The organism is Streptomyces sp. WMMB 322, assembly GCF_900090145.1.
GTDB lineage: Bacteria > Actinomycetota > Actinomycetes > Streptomycetales > Streptomycetaceae > Streptomyces.
Map to the genome: position 1 here is coordinate 209,364 of NZ_FMHI01000003.1, position 16,899 is coordinate 226,262.

At 71.1% G+C, this 16,899-nt stretch carries 14 protein-coding genes and 1 pseudogene; 6 read left to right on the top strand and 9 right to left on the bottom strand.

From position 1 onward, the window contains the following. Positions 1-23 precede the first annotated feature (23 nt). The gene (locus H180DRAFT_RS06790; protein ID WP_074466665.1) at positions 24-2,243 is read right to left on the bottom strand and encodes an FUSC family protein; all 2,220 of its coding nucleotides are present in this window, start codon (positions 2,241-2,243) and stop codon (positions 24-26) included. A 175-nt stretch (positions 2,244-2,418) separates the two neighbouring features. On the opposite strand from H180DRAFT_RS06790, the gene H180DRAFT_RS06795 reads away from it, so the two are divergent. Both H180DRAFT_RS06795 and H180DRAFT_RS06800 read left to right on the top strand, forming a co-directional pair. Next, the gene (locus H180DRAFT_RS06795) at positions 2,419-2,919 is read left to right on the top strand and encodes a GyrI-like domain-containing protein (protein ID WP_055485075.1); all 501 of its coding nucleotides are present in this window, start codon (positions 2,419-2,421) and stop codon (positions 2,917-2,919) included. A gap of 42 nt (positions 2,920-2,961) precedes the next feature. Next, positions 2,962-3,435 carry a GNAT family N-acetyltransferase gene (locus tag H180DRAFT_RS06800; protein ID WP_055485076.1) on the top strand — a complete coding sequence of 158 codons (474 nt, stop codon included), beginning with the start codon at positions 2,962-2,964 and terminating at the stop codon, positions 3,433-3,435. Positions 3,436-3,466: 31 nt separating this feature from the next. Here the strand turns inward: H180DRAFT_RS06800 and H180DRAFT_RS06805 are convergent, their stop codons facing one another. After that, complete coding sequence (locus H180DRAFT_RS06805) at positions 3,467-4,087, bottom strand: membrane protein YczE (protein ID WP_175437728.1); 621 nt, start codon at positions 4,085-4,087, stop codon at positions 3,467-3,469. After that, on the bottom strand, positions 4,084-5,703 hold the full coding sequence (locus H180DRAFT_RS06810; RefSeq protein WP_055485077.1) for an alpha-amylase family glycosyl hydrolase: 1,620 nt from the start codon (positions 5,701-5,703) through the stop codon (positions 4,084-4,086). Before H180DRAFT_RS06810 ends, H180DRAFT_RS06805 begins: the two co-directional genes overlap by 4 nt. Positions 5,704-5,878: 175 nt before the next feature. Between H180DRAFT_RS06810 and H180DRAFT_RS06815 the strand changes: the two genes are divergently transcribed. Next, positions 5,879-6,772 (top strand): LysR family transcriptional regulator, encoded by an 894-nt coding sequence (locus tag H180DRAFT_RS06815; protein WP_055485078.1) that lies wholly within the window; start codon positions 5,879-5,881, stop codon positions 6,770-6,772. A 49-nt stretch (positions 6,773-6,821) separates the two neighbouring features. Here the strand turns inward: H180DRAFT_RS06815 and H180DRAFT_RS06820 are convergent. From H180DRAFT_RS06820 to iolC, 6 genes and pseudogenes are all read right to left on the bottom strand, one after another. Further along, positions 6,822-8,010: pseudogene (locus H180DRAFT_RS06820) on the bottom strand (serine hydrolase domain-containing protein). A gap of 108 nt (positions 8,011-8,118) precedes the next feature. Continuing rightward, the gene (locus tag H180DRAFT_RS06825) at positions 8,119-9,615 is read right to left on the bottom strand and encodes a CoA-acylating methylmalonate-semialdehyde dehydrogenase (RefSeq protein ID WP_055485079.1); all 1,497 of its coding nucleotides are present in this window, start codon (positions 9,613-9,615) and stop codon (positions 8,119-8,121) included. A gap of 165 nt (positions 9,616-9,780) precedes the next feature. Beyond that, positions 9,781-11,658 (bottom strand): 3D-(3,5/4)-trihydroxycyclohexane-1,2-dione acylhydrolase (decyclizing), encoded by a 1,878-nt coding sequence (iolD, locus tag H180DRAFT_RS06830; protein WP_055485275.1) that lies wholly within the window; start codon positions 11,656-11,658, stop codon positions 9,781-9,783. A gap of 104 nt (positions 11,659-11,762) precedes the next feature. Continuing rightward, a complete protein-coding gene (gene iolB / locus H180DRAFT_RS06835) occupies positions 11,763-12,740 on the bottom strand; it encodes a 5-deoxy-glucuronate isomerase (RefSeq protein ID WP_074466666.1) in 978 nt (325 codons plus the stop codon). A gap of 121 nt (positions 12,741-12,861) precedes the next feature. Beyond that, on the bottom strand, positions 12,862-13,743 hold the full coding sequence (locus H180DRAFT_RS06840) for a Cgl0159 family (beta/alpha)8-fold protein (RefSeq protein ID WP_055485080.1): 882 nt from the start codon (positions 13,741-13,743) through the stop codon (positions 12,862-12,864). Positions 13,744-13,857: 114 nt separating this feature from the next. Next, positions 13,858-14,874, bottom strand: coding sequence for a 5-dehydro-2-deoxygluconokinase (gene iolC, locus H180DRAFT_RS06845; protein ID WP_055485081.1), 1,017 nt, complete (start codon positions 14,872-14,874; stop codon positions 13,858-13,860). A 282-nt stretch (positions 14,875-15,156) separates the two neighbouring features. On the opposite strand from iolC, the gene H180DRAFT_RS06850 reads away from it, so the two are divergent. The 3 genes from H180DRAFT_RS06850 (at position 15,157) to H180DRAFT_RS06860 (ending at position 16,852) form a co-directional block, all read left to right on the top strand. After that, positions 15,157-16,068, top strand: a complete 912-nt coding sequence (locus H180DRAFT_RS06850; RefSeq protein ID WP_055485082.1) for a sugar phosphate isomerase/epimerase family protein — start codon at positions 15,157-15,159, stop codon at positions 16,066-16,068. 175 nt (positions 16,069-16,243) lie between these two features. After that, positions 16,244-16,438, top strand: a complete 195-nt coding sequence (locus tag H180DRAFT_RS06855; RefSeq protein WP_055485277.1) for a helix-turn-helix transcriptional regulator — start codon at positions 16,244-16,246, stop codon at positions 16,436-16,438. Positions 16,439-16,633: 195 nt separating this feature from the next. Continuing rightward, positions 16,634-16,852 carry a heavy-metal-associated domain-containing protein gene (locus H180DRAFT_RS06860; RefSeq protein WP_055485083.1) on the top strand — a complete coding sequence of 73 codons (219 nt, stop codon included), beginning with the start codon at positions 16,634-16,636 and terminating at the stop codon, positions 16,850-16,852. Positions 16,853-16,899: the final 47 nt, after the last annotated feature.

Consider the following 16,899-nt stretch of genomic DNA (forward strand, 5'->3'; position numbering starts at 1 on the left):
CGGACATCGCGGTCGGGCTCCGCTCACTTCGGCTTCGGGGCCACCGCGTCCGCGAGATCCTCGAGGGCGTCGGCGAGCAGGTCCGCGCTGCGCAGGGCCACCGACGGGGAGGGCCGGCCGGCCTCCCGCTCCCACCACCGCGAGAGCGCGTCGTGCACGGGCCCGAAGTCCGGGAGTCCCCTCTCGCGGACGGCCTTCGCCGCCTCGGGCACCGTGCTCTCCAGGGCGGAGGCGAACTCCCGTGCGCCCGGGTCGGGTTCGGCGTCCGGTCCCGGCAGGTGGGCCTCCAGCAGCATCGTGACGCGCCCCGTCGTGATCAGCGCGTCCTGCGCGTCGGCGGCGGCGCGCCGCGAGAGCCCGCCGCTGTGGCGTACGGGCTCGGCTCCCGCACGCGAGACCGTCTGCTCCCACTCCTGGCGTGCGGCCCGCGTGTCGAGCAGCGCTTCGCGGATCCTGCGGTCGGGATGTCCCGGGAGCGGCGTGCCCGTGGGACCAGAGGCGGTCACGTTCGGACGGGCGAAGCGGTCGAGCACCGCGACCGTGTAACCGCCCGTCGCCGTGAGCCAGTCGGCGAGCCGGTCCTGCAGCCTCGGTGTCTCCCACGCCGGGAAGACCGCGTAGCCCACCATGGCCACCGCGCCGCCCAGCGCCGTCAGCCAGATCCTCTCCAGCACGGTCTGCGACCACTGCGACCCGGCGATGCTCAGCAGGAAGACGACGTACGCGCCGATGCACGCGGAGGTGATGGCGTAGCCGGTGCGCATCAGCAGATACATCAGGGCGATGCTCGCGACCGCCAGCGCGGCGCTGCCCCAGGGCGGGGGATGCGCCAGCGCCGTCACCGCCCCGGCGACGGCCACTCCGACAAGCGTCCCCGCGAGCCGCGCGAAGCCCCTCTCGTACGTGCGGGAGAAGTCGGGCCGCATCACCATCACCACGGTCAGCGGCGCCCAGTAGCCGTGCTCGGGCGGCAGCGCCCTGCCCAGCAGATAGGTCGCGGCGACGGCGGAGGCGACGCGCACCCCGTGCCTGCACACCGGCGAGGACCAGCGCAGCTCGCGGCGCACCGTGCGCAGGGCGACCGGTACGAGACCGGTCAGGGTCGGCCGGCTCAAGTGCCGTGGCGCACGCGCCCGTTCGGGTGTCGCTTCGGGGTCGGCGTAGACGTCCTCGTCCTCGGAGCGGTCCGCCCGTGCCGGCATCCGCCACGTCGCGCGCGGAATCAACGGCAGGGAGCGGGTGACCTCGACGGGTTCCTGCGCGGCGTCGACGGCTTCCTCCGTGAGGGCTATGAGACGCATGGCGGCCTTGCGTGCCGGTCCGTGCAGCACCGGTCCCGCCTCGGGGACCTGGAGCACGTCGAGCGCGTCCTGCGGGATGCGCACGCGTTCGCCGCGGCGGATCGCACGGGCCGTGGCGTCCAGCACGGTCGCGGCGGCCGAGAGCAACTCCCGTACGCGCTCCCGCTCCTGCCCCACCATGGGCGCGCCCACCTCGGGATCGGCGAGGGAGGCGAGCACCGGCCTGAACCGTTCGGCAAGCCCCCGGTATCCGCCCAGTTGCCGCGGCCGGCGGCGTGCCTGGCGCGGCGTGACGGCGGCGGCGCTGCGGGCCGTCATCAGGGGCTCGGGATCGAAGGGGGCGCTGGGGTCGTGGCGCAGGCGGCGGGCGTAGTCGGCGACGGCGGCCAGCGCGTCGGCGAGCGCGTCACGCCGTTCGCCCCAACGCCGTACGGGGAGCAGCACGATCAGGGCGGCCTGCACACACCCGCCGGCCGCGATGAGCGCCGCGTGCGTGAGCGCGCCGAGGAGCGTCGTGGGGAGTGTGACGGTGACGAGCATGACGGCGACGGTCGAAGCGGCCACCACTCCGGCGGTGGGCCCCACTCCCCACGCCATGCCCGACAGGAACGCCCATACGGCGAGCAGCAGCACGAACGCCAGGGGCTCACCCACCGCGAGGAAGCCGACGAAGGTCGACAGGGCCAGGCCCGCCGCCGCCGACAACGCCAGCACGGGACGCGGCCGCCAGCTGCGCTGGAACGTGGCCACGCCGGAGGAGAACGCGCCGAACGCGGAGGAGACGGCGAGTTCGGGCGAGCCGGCCCACAGCGTGAGCCCGATGACGATCGCGACACCGAGCGCTCCCCGGAGAGCCACGAGCGGATGGAGCGCCGCCGGCTCCACCGAGAGTCCGGACCTCGCCGTCGCGCCTATCGCTCGGAGCCAGGGCAGGACCTTCATGTCGTCGAGCTTACGGGGACGCTTCCGGACCGACGCCCGAGGTCAGGGGTGTGCGCGGCACCACACGGCGGCACCGCGTCGCCGGAGGCGATGAATTCAGCCCGGCGGGCCGGTCGGCTCAGGTACACGCACCCGCGCACGCATGCCCGCGTGCGCAAACCGTCTGGGGAGGATCATGAACAGCGACGCATCACGGCCCGGAACCGGAGCAGGGTCCGCAGGGCCCGAACTCGTGGCGTTCGGCGGGGCGCTGACCGCGGTCGTCCGCGGTGTGGTGCCGCTCGCCGGGCTGCGGGACTTCTTCGACGCCTCGTTCCGGGCGCTGGGCGAGACCCTCGCCCGTCAGCAAGTCACCGTGACGGGACCGGCGTTCGGCTTCTACCGCGAGCCGCCGAAGGAGAGCGCCGACCTCGAGGTCGGGTTCGCCACGGACCGTCCCGTGCGGCCCGAGGGGGGCGTCGTCGCCGGCTCGCTCCCCGCGGCGCGGGTCGCCCGGCTCGTCCACCACGGCTCGTTCGACGATCTGGGCGCCTCGTGGGAGCGGCTCCACTCCTGGACGCACGGGCAGGGGCTGAAGCCCGGCCCGGGAATGTGGGAGGTCTACCTCACCGAGCCCTCCCCCGACATGGACCCGAGGGATCTGCGTACGGAACTCAACCTTCCCGTCACGGAGTGACCGGAAGGCGCCGCAAGCGCCGGGCCGGGCCACCATGGGCGGGTGAAGGACATCGACATCCGTCCGGTACGGCCCGGCGAGCTGGAGGCCGTCGCCCTGCTCAGGTGGCGGTGGTCCGGAGAGACGAGGCGTTCACCCGTCGCATCCCGGGACGAGTTCGTCCGGCAGTTCATGACGTGGGCGGTGCACAACGCCTCGTCGCACAGGTGCCTGGTCCTGGTCCGTGACGGGAGGATCAGCGGCATGGCCTGGCTGGCCGTCACGCAGCGGGTGCCGCACCCCGGCGCTCCGGTACGGGCGTCGGGGGACGTGCAGTGCGTGTACGTGACGCCGGAGGAGCGTGCCGGCGGGCTGGGCGGCCGGCTGCTCGACGCGGTGCTGGAGCTGGCACGCGAGTCCGGGCTGGAGCGGGTCACGGTCCACTCCAGCGACCGCGCGGTCTCCGTTTATCTTCGCGCCGGCTTCGGACAGTCCCCCAACCTGCTCCAGTCCGCCCCGGGCCTGGAACGGAGCTGAGGGCGCGAGGGCCCTCCGCGCAACACCGCGACTATCGATCGGGCCGAACGGGACGATGCCCCGGGAGCGGCGTGGGATCAATGGACAGCAGCCTTATGGACGATTGTGCGAGCGGACCGATGGCCAGGGCGAAGAGAAGCGTCCCCGCACCCACTGCACCGCCGAGCAGCCATCCGGTGGCGAGCACGGCCACCTCGATTCCGGTCCGGACGGACCGCACCGAGTGCCCGCGAGCGGCGATTCCGGTCATCAGGCCGTCACGCGGTCCCGGACCGAGGCCCGCTCCTATGCAGCAGCCGGTGCCTGTGGCGGTCGCCGCAATCGCCGCGATGAGATACCCCGAGCGGGAGGCCACTCCGTCCGGATCCGGCAGGAGATGAAGGAAGAGGTCGGCGAACGGCCCCAGCGTGACGGCGTTCGTGACGGTACCGATTCCGGGTCGTTGGCGCAGCGGTATCCACAGCAGCAACGCAAGGACGGCAGTGCCGACAACGCATGTGCCGATCGTCAGCCCGGTGCGCCGGGCAAGACCGTGGTGCAGAACGTCCCAAGGGGCATTGCCCAGGCCCGAGTCGACCTGGAGTGCGATGCCGAGCCCGTACATGCCGCACCCGGCGAACAATTGACTGAGGCGCCGCAGGGTGAGCGTCACCGGGCTCGTTTTGCCTGGGGGAGTTGCACGATGACTCCCTCGTGGGCGGCAAGCCGCAACGGGTCCAGCACGATGGAGGTCTTCGGACCAGGCAGGGTGCTCAGCAGGCGCCGGCCCGCGGCGGGCAGCCCGGGTATCCGGACGGTGGCAGGCGTCGCTGCGAAGTTGAGCGCGATGAGCAGTCGCTCTGCGCGGGTTCGGCGCTGGAATGCGAAGACCCCGTCGCTTCCGGTTTCCATTGCCTCATAGGTACCGCGGGTGAGGGGCCGGTGCCGATGGCGGATCGCCAGCAAGTCGCGGTAGAGGCTCAGCAGTGAACGCGGATCGCCGCGTTGGGCCGCTACGTTGACACCACCGGAGCCCGCGGGGGTGGGCAGCCATGGTCGGCCCGTGGTGAAACCGCAGTGCTCCGAGTCGTCCCACTGCATGGGGCTGCGCTGCGAGTCGCGGCCGTCAGGATCGGATTTGACGGTTGCGGGAACGAACGCGTCCGTCATTCCGATCTCTTCGCCGTAGTACAGAAATGGAGTGCCTCGCAGGGCAAGCAGCATCATCGCCGCCAACCGCATGCGTGCCGGGCCGTGTCCGGCGTGGTTGTAGCGGGTGGCTGCCCGCGGCAGGTCGTGGTTGGACAGCGCATAGGTGGGCCAGGCATGGGAGGGCGTTGTCGACTCCGCGACGGCGACCGTCTGCCGAAACCTGTCCGCGGACCAGGGCTGGGACCAGAACGCGAAGTTGAAGGCAAGGTGGAGTTCGTCCCCGTCGCCTGAATACGTCGCCAGTTGCCGTGGGTCGGTGATTCCAACCTCGCCGACCATCATCCGGTCGGGGCAGGCGTCGAGAACACGTCGCAGACCACGCATCACGTCATGTATCCCGGGATGGTCGAGATTGCGGGGCCGGGTGCCGGCGGGGGCCTGCGCGGCCCGGCGCATACCTGCCAGTTCGGGAGGGTTGTCACGAAGATCCGGGTCCTTCAGGATTCGATGCGGTACGTCGACACGGAACCCGTCCACACCGCGGTTCAGCCAGAACCGCATCACTTCGGCGAATGCGCTGCGAACCTGCGGGTTCCACCAGTTGAGGTCGGGCTGGTGGCGGGTGAAGGAGTGCAGGTAGTACTGCCCGGTCTGCTCGTCGAGCGTCCACGCAGACCCGGTCGCGGGAAAACAGCTCAGCCAGTTGTTCGGCGGCCCCCCGTCAGCAGAGGGCTCTGCCCAGATGTACCAGTCCCGGCGCTTCGAACCACGGCCCGATCGGGAGTCGAGAAACCAACTGTGCTGGTCGGAGGTGTGGTTGGGAACAAGGTCGGTGACGATTCGCAGGCCCCGGCGGTGTGCGGCGGCGAGAAGTTCGTCGAAGTCGGCGAGAGTTCCGAACACCGGATCGACAGCGCAGTGATCGCTTATGTCGTAGCCGAAGTCGACTCCCGGCGAGGGATAGAACGGCGACAGCCAGAGGGCGTCCACGCCCAGGCCCCAGGTTGCGTCGCTGAAGTGATCCAGATTCGCGGTGATCCCTGGCAGATCACCCACCCCGTCCCCGTCGGAGTCGGCGAAGCTGCGGGGATAGATCTGATAGAAGACCGCGTCCTGCCACCAGTACCGGTTGTCCATTACGTCGCCTCCCGTTCTGGCCGTGTGGCCGGTCCGGCGCCGGGGCCCCTCGCAAGGCGCGCCGGCACCGTCGCAGACGCTAGGAGACGGGAACGATCGGAACCAGAAGAAACCACCTCTGCTTGTATCGGCATTACCTATGGATTGCTGGTATGGAACTCCATAGATTGCTCGTATGGAGCTTCGCCAGATGCGCTACTTCCTCGCCGTTGCGGAATGCCTGCACTTCAGCCGGGCCGCCCAGCTGCTCGGCGTCTCACAAGCCACAGTGAGTGAGCAGATACGCCGCTTGGAGGACGAGTTGGGCTTTGCTCTCCTGACTCGCACAAGCCGTCATGTCGGCCTCACGCCGGCGGGTCAGGCCTTTCAGCAGGGCTGCGAGCGTGCTCTGGAACAGCTCGACAACGCCGCACTGGCAGCCGCCGACGTCGCAGCCGGACTGCTCGGCCGCCTCAGACTGGGAGCCGGGGGCGCCCCCCTCACCCGCATCGTTCCGGCGATCCTCCGCTCACTGCGCAGCCAGGCACCCGGTTTGACGGTGACGGTCTCTCAACTCAGCATCACCGCTCAGCTGGCGGCCCTGAGCCACGGCGACCTGGACGTCGGCTTTCTCCGTGCCACGGAAGCAGGCGCAGCCTTGCGAGTGGAACCGCTGATGTCCGAGAAGCTCACCGTCGTGCTCCCCGCCGACCACCGACTGGCTGAGGCCGAAGCGGTACGCCTGGACCAGCTCGCCGAGGAAACCCTGGTGATGTGGCCCCGCCTCGACGGGCACGGCTTCTACGACCAGATCATCAACCTGTGCGCCCAGCGAGGCCTCCAGCCGCGCACCGTGCTCCAGGCACCGGACACGACCACTCAGGTCGCGCTCGTGGCCGCCGGCCAGGGGATCACGATCCAACCCAGCTCCTTCAACACCCTTGGCGCAGACGTCACGATGGTCCCCATCGCACCGCCCACGCCGACGACGACTCTGCAGATCGCCTGGCGCGCATCCACCGACAGCCCCGGTCTCAGCCGCCTGGTGGAGACCGCACACCGGGTCGCACGCGAGCAGTTCGACTCCTGAGCCTGCGATCGAGCCGCCGGTGATTGGCACGACAGACCGCGGGGCCGCTTCAGACCGACGCCGCGTAGCGCCAGAAGGCCCGCATCCGCTCGGGCCGGCACGGTCCGGACAGCCGGAGCTGGGTGAGCAGGATGCTCACGGCGCCCGTGGACGGGACGATATGGGCCGCTGTTCCGCTGCCGCCGACCCAGCCGTAGCGTCCCGGCACGTTCCACGGGTCGAGATCCTCGACGTCGACCGAGGCCCCGAAGCCCCATCCCTGGCCCTCCATGAAGTGCCCGCCGGCCCGGCGTTGGGCCTCCGTCAGCCAGTTCGCGGTCATCTGCCGCACCGATCCCGGCGACAGCAGCCGGCGGCCGCCACCGCCTTGCCCGGCGCTCCCTCCGGCGGTGCCTTGGGCGGTGCCTTCGGCGAGCAGCATGCGGGCGAAGGAGTACCAGTCGTCGAGGGTCGATACGAGCCCGCCGCCGCCCGACGCGAACGCGGGCACGCTTCCCCACTGACCGTCGGGGCCGTCCACCGGCTCGACCTCGCCGGTCTGCCGTGCGGGAAGGTGGAGGGTGGTGAACCGGTCGCGGCTGCCCTCCGGTACCGCGAACCCGGTGTCCGCCATGCCGAGCGGTTCGAACAGCCGCTCCGCGAAGAACTCCGGCAGCGGTGTCCCCGACGCTCGGGCGATCAGCACGCCCAGGATGTCCGAGCAGGTGTGATACAGCCATCCCTCGCCCGGCTGGTGCAGCAGCGGAATGCGCCCCAGCGCCGCCATCCACTCATCCGGCGCGGGCACGGGCTGGGGACGCACGGGGTCGACTTTGAGATCGCGGAAGAGCCGCTTGACCACCGGCAGGGAGAAGTCGGGCGCGTAGCCGTACCCCGCGCGGAAGGTGAGCAGGTCGAGCACCGTAATGGGACGCGAGGCCGGAACCACGTCCTCCACCGGACCGGACGGGCTGCGCACCACCACCGGTGACGCCAGCTCCGGCAACCACTCGCCGACGGGGTCCTCCAGTGCGAAGCGGCCTTCCTCGACGAGCATCATGACGGCCGCCGCCGTGACCTGTTTGGTCAGCGAAGCGATCCGGAAGACGGACCTCCCTGGTGACCGGAGAGCCGCCGCGCACATCCGCATGACCGACGGCCTCCACCTCGACGCGGTCCCCGCGGACCACCATCCCCACCGCCCCCGGCGCCGAGCCCCGGCCCACGTGCTGTTCCAGGACCTCACGCAAACCCGTCATCGATTCCCTCCGCGGTCGGCAGACGACGCGAGACCCCGCCTTGTCGCGGAATCATCATCCACGACCGCGCTCCCCGAAGGGCTCCGGCCCTGCTCAAGAACGACGGCGCTACGACGACGTGGGGAAGCCCAGGTTGATCCCGCCGCTCTCGGCAGGGTCGGGCCAGCGGGTGGTGATGACCTTGCCACGGGTGTAGAAGGCGACACCGTCGTTGCCGTAGATGTGCAGGTCCCCGAAGAGGGAGTCCTTCCAGCCGCCGAAGGAATGGTGGCCGACCGGTACCGGGATGGGCACGTTGACGCCCACCATGCCCGCCTCGACCTCCAGTTGGAACCGGCGGGCCGCACCGCCGTCGCGCGTGAAGATGGCTGTGCCGTTGCCCCACCGGCTGCTGTTGATGAGGGCGATCGCCTCGTCGTAGGTCCCGGCCCGCACCACGCAGAGCACCGGCCCGAAGATCTCGTCACGGTAGGCGTCCATCTCCGGGGAGACCTTGTCGAGGAGGGAGACGCCGAGGAAGAAGCCGTTCTCGTGGCCCTCGACGGTGTGGCCGGTGCCGTCCACGACGACGTCCGCGCCCTGTTCACGCGCGCCGCCCACATAGGACGCGACCTTGTCGCGGTGCTCGCGGGTGATGAGGGGGCCCATCTCGGAGGACGGGTCGTCGCCGGGGCCGATGCGCAGCTTCCGTGCCCGGTCGGCGATCTTCGCCACGAGCTCGTCCCCGGTGTCGCCGACGGCGACGACGACGGAGACGGCCATGCAGCGCTCGCCGGCCGATCCGTAGGCCGCGTTGATGGCGTTGTCGGCGGCGAAGTCCAGGTCGGCGTCCGGCAGTACGAGCATGTGGTTCTTCGCGCCGCCCAGTGCCTGGACCCGCTTTCCGTGCGCGACGGCCTCCGACTGGATGTACTTGGCGATCGGCGTCGACCCGACGAAGCTGACAGCGGCCACGTCCGGGTGGGACAGCAGCCGGTCGACCGCGGTCTTGTCGCCGTTGACGACGTTGAGCACCCCGTCGGGCAGGCCCGCCTCGGCGGCGAGTTCGGCGAGCCGGTACGGCGCGGACGGGTCCTTCTCGCTCGGCTTCAGCACGAACGCGTTACCGCAGGCGATGGCGAGCGGGAACATCCACATCGGCACCATCGCGGGGAAGTTGAACGGCGTGATGCCCGCGACGACTCCGAGCGGCTGCCGGATGGAGGAGACGTCGACCCGCGAGGAGACCTGTGTGGACAGCTCTCCCTTCAGCTTCTCCGGGATGCCGCAGGCCAGTTCGAGGATCTCCATGCCGCGGGCCACCTCTCCGAGCGCGTCGGAGTGGACCTTGCCGTGCTCGGAGGAGATCAGTGCGGCGATCTCGTCGCGGTGGGCGTCGAGGAGTTCGCGGTACTTGAAGAGAAAGGCCGTGCGCTTGGCGAGCGAGCTCTGCGACCACTCCTCGTACGCGCGCCGTGCGGCGTCGACGGCCGAGTCCACCTCCTCGACGGAGGCGAGCGCCACCTGTGTGGGCTGCGTACCGGTGGCGGGGTCGTAGACGGGCCCGAGGTTTCCCGAGACGGACTCGACCGCCTTGCCGCCGATCCAGTGTCCGAGAGTCTTCATGTGGTGGCCTTTCTGCGGGAGTTGAGCGAAAGGGGCTTGCTCGAAGTCAGAGGTTCTGATGCCGGGAAGTTGCGTATGCCGGAGGGTTGCTTGCGAAGTCCGGTCGTGTGCGGGGCTGTTCGGCCCCGGCCCCGCCGGGGGGGCGGGCCGGGGCCGGCCGGGGCGTCACAAGTGCCGCCGCCTGGCCGCCGCGTGGCGCTCGTACTCCTCACGTGCCCGGCGCGCGGCCGGACGGTCCGAGGTCTCCGCGACGACCACGTCCCACCAGGCCGCCGCCCCCGGCGGTGCCGGTGCGGAAGGGCTGGTGTCGGTCTCGACGTACACGCAGGTCGGACGGTCGGAGGTGCGTGCCTGTGCGAGCGCGGCGCGCAGTTCGCCGACGGTCTCCGCACGGATGACGTCCATGCCGAGCGACGCGGCGTTGGCGGCCAGGTCCACGGGCAGCGGATCGCCCGTGTAGGTGCCGTCGGGTGCGCGGTACCGGTAGGCGGTGCCGAAGCGTTCGGCGCCGGTCTGCTCGGACAGGCCGCCGATGGAGGCGTATCCGTGGTTCTGCACCAGAACCACGTTGATGTTGACGCGCTCCTGCACCGCGGTGACGATCTCGCCGGGCAGCATCAGATAGGTGCCGTCGCCGACGAGCGCCCACACCGGCCTGTCCGGGGCGGCGAGACGGACGCCGATGGCGGCGGGGATCTCGTAACCCATGCAGGAGTAGCCGTACTCCAGGTGGTACTGGCGCGGTGAGCGGGCCCGCCACAGCTTGTGCAGATCGCCGGGGAGTGAGCCGGCGGCGTTGATGACGACGTCGTCGTCGCCGACGGCTGCGTCCAGGGCGCCCAGCACCTGCGTCTGCGTGGGGCGGACGCCCTCGTCCTTCGTCGCGTACGCGGACTCGACGATCCGCTCCCAACTCGCCTTGCCCTGCCCGTACTCCTCCTCGTACGCCGCCGGGACCCGGTGCCCGAGCAGCGCCCCCGTGAGCGCCTCCAGTCCGGCGCGGGCGTCGGCGACGAGCGTCGTCGCGCCCATCTTGTGCGAGTCGAAGGGGGTGATGTTGAGGTTGAGGAAGCGCACGTTGGGCTCGGCGAAGAGCGTGTTCGACGCGGTGGTGAAGTCGCTGTAGCGGGTGCCGACGCCGATCACGAGGTCCGCCGCGCGCGCCAGGTCGTCGGCGACCGCCGTTCCCGTGTGGCCCACGGCGCCCACGTCGCAGGGGTGGTCGTGGCGCAGCGAACCCTTTCCGGCCTGGGTGCTCGCGACGGGGATGCCGGTGGCGTCGGCCAGTGCGCGCAGCGCGTCCTCGGCCTCGCTGTGGTGGACGCCTCCGCCCGCGATGATCAGGGGCCGGCGGGCGGCCAGTACGGCGGTGGCGGCGGCCGCGACCTCGGCGGCCTCGGGGCCGGGCCGCCGCACGTGCCACACGCGTTCGGCGAAGAACTCCTCCGGCCAGTCGTACGCCTCGGCCTGCACGTCCTGCGGCAGCGCCAGCGTGACGGCACCGGTCTCGGCGGGGTCCGCGAGGACGCGCATGGCCTGGAGCGCCGCCGGGATCAGCGCCTCCGGCCGGTGCACGCGGTCGAAGTAGCGGGAGACGGGCCGCAGCGCGTCGTTGACGGAGACGTCGCCGGCGCTGGGCACCTCCAGTTGCTGAAGCACCGGGTCGGCGGTGCGGGTGGCGAAGATGTCGCCGGGGAGCAGCAGGACCGGCAGCCGGTTGATGGTGGCGAGTGCCGCGCCGGTCACGAGGTTGGTGGCGCCGGGGCCGATGGAGGTGGTGACGGCGTGGGCGGAGAGTCGGTTGTTCTGCCGGGCGTAGCCGACGGCCGCGTGCACCATGGCCTGTTCGTTGCGTCCCTGGAGGTAGCGCAGTGGCGCGTCGTCGCCCTGGCCGCTCTCCACGAGGGCCTGGCCGAGGCCGGCGACGTTGCCGTGGCCGAGGATGCCCCAGCAGGCGTCGATGAGCCGGTGGCGGCGCCCGTCGCGCTCGGTGTACTGGACGGCGAGGAAACGCACCAGCGCCTGCGCAACCGTCAGGCGCACTGTGCGCGGGTCCTCCGCGGCGCCGCGGGCACGGCTGTGGTCCGGGCTTGCGGCGCGCACGGCGGACCGGCCGTCCGTGCGGCGGTCCGTTTCCGGTACGGAGCTCACTTGGCCGTCCCTCCTTCCACAGTCGGTGCGTGGTAGAGCGGCAGCCTTGGATCGACAGGCTGCTCATCCCAGCTGCCTCGGATCCAGGCGTGATCTGGATGGTCGCAGATAAGCCACGCCCGCTCCAGACCCGGTCCGGCCATCACGTTCAGGTAGTACATGTCGTGACCGGGCGCGGCGATGGACGGACCGTGCCAGCCGTCCGGGATCAGCACGGCGTCGCCGTCGCGCACCTCGGCGAGCACGTCGGTGCCGCTGCGGGGGCCGGAGGGCGAGACACGCTGGTAGCCCATGCCGGGCACGGTGCCGGAGTCCGTGCGGTGGGGGGCGATCTCGAAGTAGTAGATCTCCTCCAGTTCGCTCTCCACGCCGGGCCGGTCCTCGTCGTGCTTGTGCGGCGGGTACGAGGACCAGTTGCCGCCCGGCGTCAGCACCTCCACGGCGATGAGCTGGTCGGCCTCGAAGACGCCGGCGGCGCCGAAGTTGTTGACCTGCCGCGAGCAGTTGCCCCTGCCGCGCAGCTCGACGGGGACCGACGAGGCGGCGCCGTACCGTGCCGGCAGGCGCCGGCTGCACCGGGCGCCGGTCAGTGCGAAGCGCCCGCCTGCGCTGCTGGTGATGCTCACCTCGGCGTCGCGCGGAACGTAGGCGAAGTCGCTCACGCCGTCGAAGACGCTTGTGCGGCCGTGCAGTTCGAACGTCTCGCCCTCGGCGGTGACGGTGCAGCCACCGCGGAGCGGGAGGACGATCCACTCGCTGTCCCCCGCGCCGAAGTCGTGGGCGGCGCCGGGCTCCAGCTCCAGGACGCGCAGCGAGGAGTAGCCCCAGCCGGCCCGGTGCGGATCGATGTCGAGGGTGTACGCGCGTGAGCCGGCGCTGCCCGCCGGGAGATGGAATCCCGTGCCGGAGCCGGCCGGGGCCGCCGCCGGCCGTGCCGTTCCGTCCGTTCCTGTGGTGCCTGTCGTGCTCGTCATGTCCGCCGTCCTCGACCGTGTCGCCGCTGCGGCCCGCGCGCCGTGCCCGGGCCCTCGTCGTTCCTGCTTCCGCTCCCGGGGTTGCCGCCCGGGCGGCTTCGTCCGTCGGCGGGCGGGCCGTTCACAGCAGCCCGACCGCGGTGTCCACGGCGCCTGCGACGTCGCCGTCCGCCGGGTAGAGCAGGGAGCGTCCCACCACCAGCCCGTGGACGGCCGGCAGGCGCAGCGCCGTCCGCCACTTCTCATAGGCGCCTTCCTGGTCGCCGTTCGTCTCCCCGCCGAGCAGCACCACCGGCAGGGTCGAGGTCTCGCACACCCAGGTCATGTCGCCGGGGTCCTCGGCGACCGGCAGTTTGAGCCAGGTGTAGGCGGAGGTCCCGCCGAGCCCGGAGGCGATCGCTATGGAGCGGGTGACGGCCTCGGCCGTGAGGTCGTTGCGGACCTGGCCGTGCACACGGCGGGAGATGAACGGCTCGACGAAGAGCGGCAGCCGGCGGGCCGCCATGTCGTCCACGGCGCGTGCGGTGGAGTGCATGGTGGCCAGCGAGCCGGGGTCGTCGTAGTCGATGCGCAGCAGTGCCTTGCCTGCGTCGAAGCGCAGCCGTTCGATGTCCTGGGCGCGGTATCCGGTGAAGCGGTCGTCGAGTTCCCAGGAGGCGCCGGCCAGTCCCCCGCGGTTCATCGACCCCATGACGATCTTGTTCTCCAGGGCTCCCAGGAGCAGCAGGTCCTCCAGGATGTCGGCGGTCGCCAGTACGCCGTCGACTCCCGGACGGGACAGCGCCAGCACCAGCCGCTCCAGCAGTCCGGCGCGGTTGGCCATGGCCAGTTCGCTGCCGCCGGTGCCCAGGGCCCCGCGGGCGGGGTGGTCGGCGGCGACGATCATCAGCCGGCCGCTCCCGCCGAGCAGAGGGCGGCGGGCGCGTCTGGCGGCGGCCTCCGCGATCGCCTCCGGGTGCCGGGCCCGTACGGCGACGAGGTCACCGATGCTGATGCTGCTCAAGTGGTCTGCTCGCTTTCGTGGCTGGACGCGCGCGGGGCCGGGCGCGGGCGGGTGCGGGCGGTCGGCGGACACGGACGCGGCCGGAAGGCGGGGCCGCTTCCCGGGGCGTGACCGTCATCCCCGCAGCAGTTCCTCGACCTCACCCGCCGTGGGCATCGCTGCGGAGCATGCGAGCCGGGAGGCGACCAGCGCGCCCGCGGCGTTCGCGTACCGCATCAGGTACTCCAGGTCCCAGCCGGCGAGCAGTCCGTGGCAGAGCGAACCGCCGAAGGCGTCGCCGGCTCCGAGGCCGTTGACCACCTCGACGGGGTGCGGCGGAACCTCCGCGCGGGTGCCGTCGCGATGCGCGGCGAGCACTCCCTTGGGCCCCTGCTTGACGACGGCGAGTTCGACACCCGCCTCCAGGAGCGCGTCGGCGCAGGCCTGGGGCTCGCGCGTGCCGGTGGCGACCTGGCACTCGTCGAGGTTGCCGACGGCGACGGTGGCGTTCGCGAGGGCCCGGCGGTAGTGCGGGCGTGCTTCGGCCATGACGTCCTCTTCGGCGGTCCCGCCGCCCTCGCCCCAGAACATGGGCCGCCAGTCCATGTCGAAGACGGTGGCGGCCGGGGCGCGGTCCGTCCCTCCCGTGTGCCGGCGCCGGCTCTCCGCGCGGGCCTCCAGCGCGGTGAGTGTCGTGGTGCGGCTGGGCTCGGCGCACAGGCCCGTGCCCGTCACCCAGAAGACGGGCGCGGACCCGATCGCGGCGAAGTCCAGGTCTTCGGGTACGAGTTCGAGGTCGGGGGCCTTGGGCTCGCGGTAGAAGTACAGCGGGAAGTCGTCGGGCGGGAAGATCTCGCAGAAGGTGACCGGCGTGGGGTACTTCGTCACGGGTGTCACCCAGCGGTCGTCCACGCCGAAGTCCCGCAGCGCCTGGTGGCAGTACTCGCCGAACGGGTCGTCACCGGTGCGGCTGATGACGGCCGCGGAGCGGCCCAGGCGGGAGGCGGCGACGGCGACGTTGGTGGCGGACCCGCCGAGGAACTTGCCGAACGTCTCCACCTGCGGCAGCGGAACGCCCGTCTGCAGCGGGTAGATGTCGACGCCGATGCGGCCCATCGTGACGACGTCGTGCGGCTCTTCCGTGACTGCCATGGATGCCCTCTCCTGGGTCGTTCCCGCGGTCGGCCTCCTCATCGTCGGCGCTGACGGCGAAGGCTGTCAATAATTTGTCCTTACATACTGACGTGCCAGTGACATGGCGGCGCGGCGCCGCGGTGACGGCACTGCGGTCTCCCCGGTCCACGTCCGTATGAAACATTGTCCTTACATACACTTGACAGTGGCGCCGCCCACGGAGTTGGCTCGCCCCGTCGCACCGACGCGACACATCCGCGGCCCGTGACTACGTACGCACAGCACAGCGAGGAGCCCTTCGTGACTTCTGCGACCCCTTCCCTAGACCGCATCCGGGTCGGCTCGGCTCCCGACTCCTGGGGCGTCTGGTTCCCCGAGGACCCGGAGCAGGTGCCGTGGCGGCGCTTCCTCGACGAGGTCTCACAGGCCGGCTACGAGTGGATCGAACTGGGCCCCTACGGCTACCTGCCCACCGACCCCGCACGGCTCACGGCGGAGGTCGGCGCCCGCGGCCTCAAGGTCTCCGCGGGCACCGTCTTCACCTCGCTCCACCGCGGCCCGGACGTGTGGGACGCGACATGGGAGCACGTCGGCCAGGTCGCCGCCCTCACAAGGGCGATGGGCGCGGAGAACCTCGTGGTCATCCCGTCCTTCTGGCGGGACGACAAGACGGCCGAGGAGATCGAACCGCGCGAGCTGACCGCCGGGCAGTGGCGTCACCTCGCGAGCGGCACCGAACGCCTGGCCCGTGAGGTGCGGGACGAGTACGGCTTGCAGATCATGGTGCATCCGCACGCGGACACCCACATCGACACCGAGGAGCACGTCGAGCGCTTCCTCGACGCGACCGACTCCGACCTGGTCAACCTCTGCCTGGACACCGGGCATTACGCGTACTGCGGCGGAGACAGCGTCAAGCTCATCGAGACCTACGGCGAGCGGATCGGCTACCTGCATCTCAAGCAGGTCGACCCCGCAATCCTCGCCGACGTGGTGGAGAAGGGGACGCCGTTCGGGCCCGCGGTCCGGCAGGGCGTGATGTGCGAACCACCGCTGGGCGTACCGGCGATGGAGCCCGTGCTCACCGCCGCACAGGGCCTGGGCGTCGATCTCTTCGCCATCGTCGAGCAGGACATGTACCCCTGCCCGCCCGACCAGCCGCTCCCGATCGCCCAGCGCACACGGCGATTTCTGCGCGGATGCGGCGCATGAGCCCTGCTTGAGCGCCGTGTTCGGGGTGTTGGCGCCCTGTCACGAGCGTCACCATTACCTTGTCGCCGCGTCACAGACCCTCAACAGGCCCTCCCCCTTGGTCACTCAGCGTCGTTCACCGGGCACAGGCTGATGATCAACAACCACTTCTGTGGTCCCTGTGGGAGGTGCCGAGTTGGCCGATCGACGACTGTGGTCGTACAAGGACATCGCCGCGCACATCGGAGTCCGGACGGACACTGTGCGCTCGTACCGCAAGCACGGCCTGCTGCCGCCACCCGACCTCGTGGAGGGCGGCAAGCCCTTCTGGTACGCGGACACCGTAAGGACCTGGGTCACCCGCCGCCCCGGCCACCGTGGAGGGCGGTGACGCACGACTGACGGACCCGCCCGTCCGGTGACGCAGGCCAGAGGCCCGGCGCCCGGTCCCCGAGGATCCTCGGGGACCGGGCGCCGGGCCTCTGGCATATTCGGAGCCGCCGCAGAGGACGGTGGGAATACCTAGGGGGGGTATAGTGGTTCTCATTCGCGCAGGCACCGGAGCACCAGAATCCAGGGAGCGGACATGAGCACAGTCACCACCACCTACAAGGTCAGCGGCATGAGCTGCGGGCACTGTGAGGGCGCCGTCTCCGGCGAGATCTCCGGGATCGAGGGCGTGACCTCCGTGAAGGCCGTCGCCTCAGCCGGCGAGGTCACCGTCACCTCGACGACGGAGCCGGACTACGAAGCGGTGCGTGCCGCCGTCGACGAGGCCGGCTTCGAACTGACCGGCCGCGCGTAGCCCGCGTACGCCGCGTAGACCGCGTAGACCGCGGCCACCGACACAGA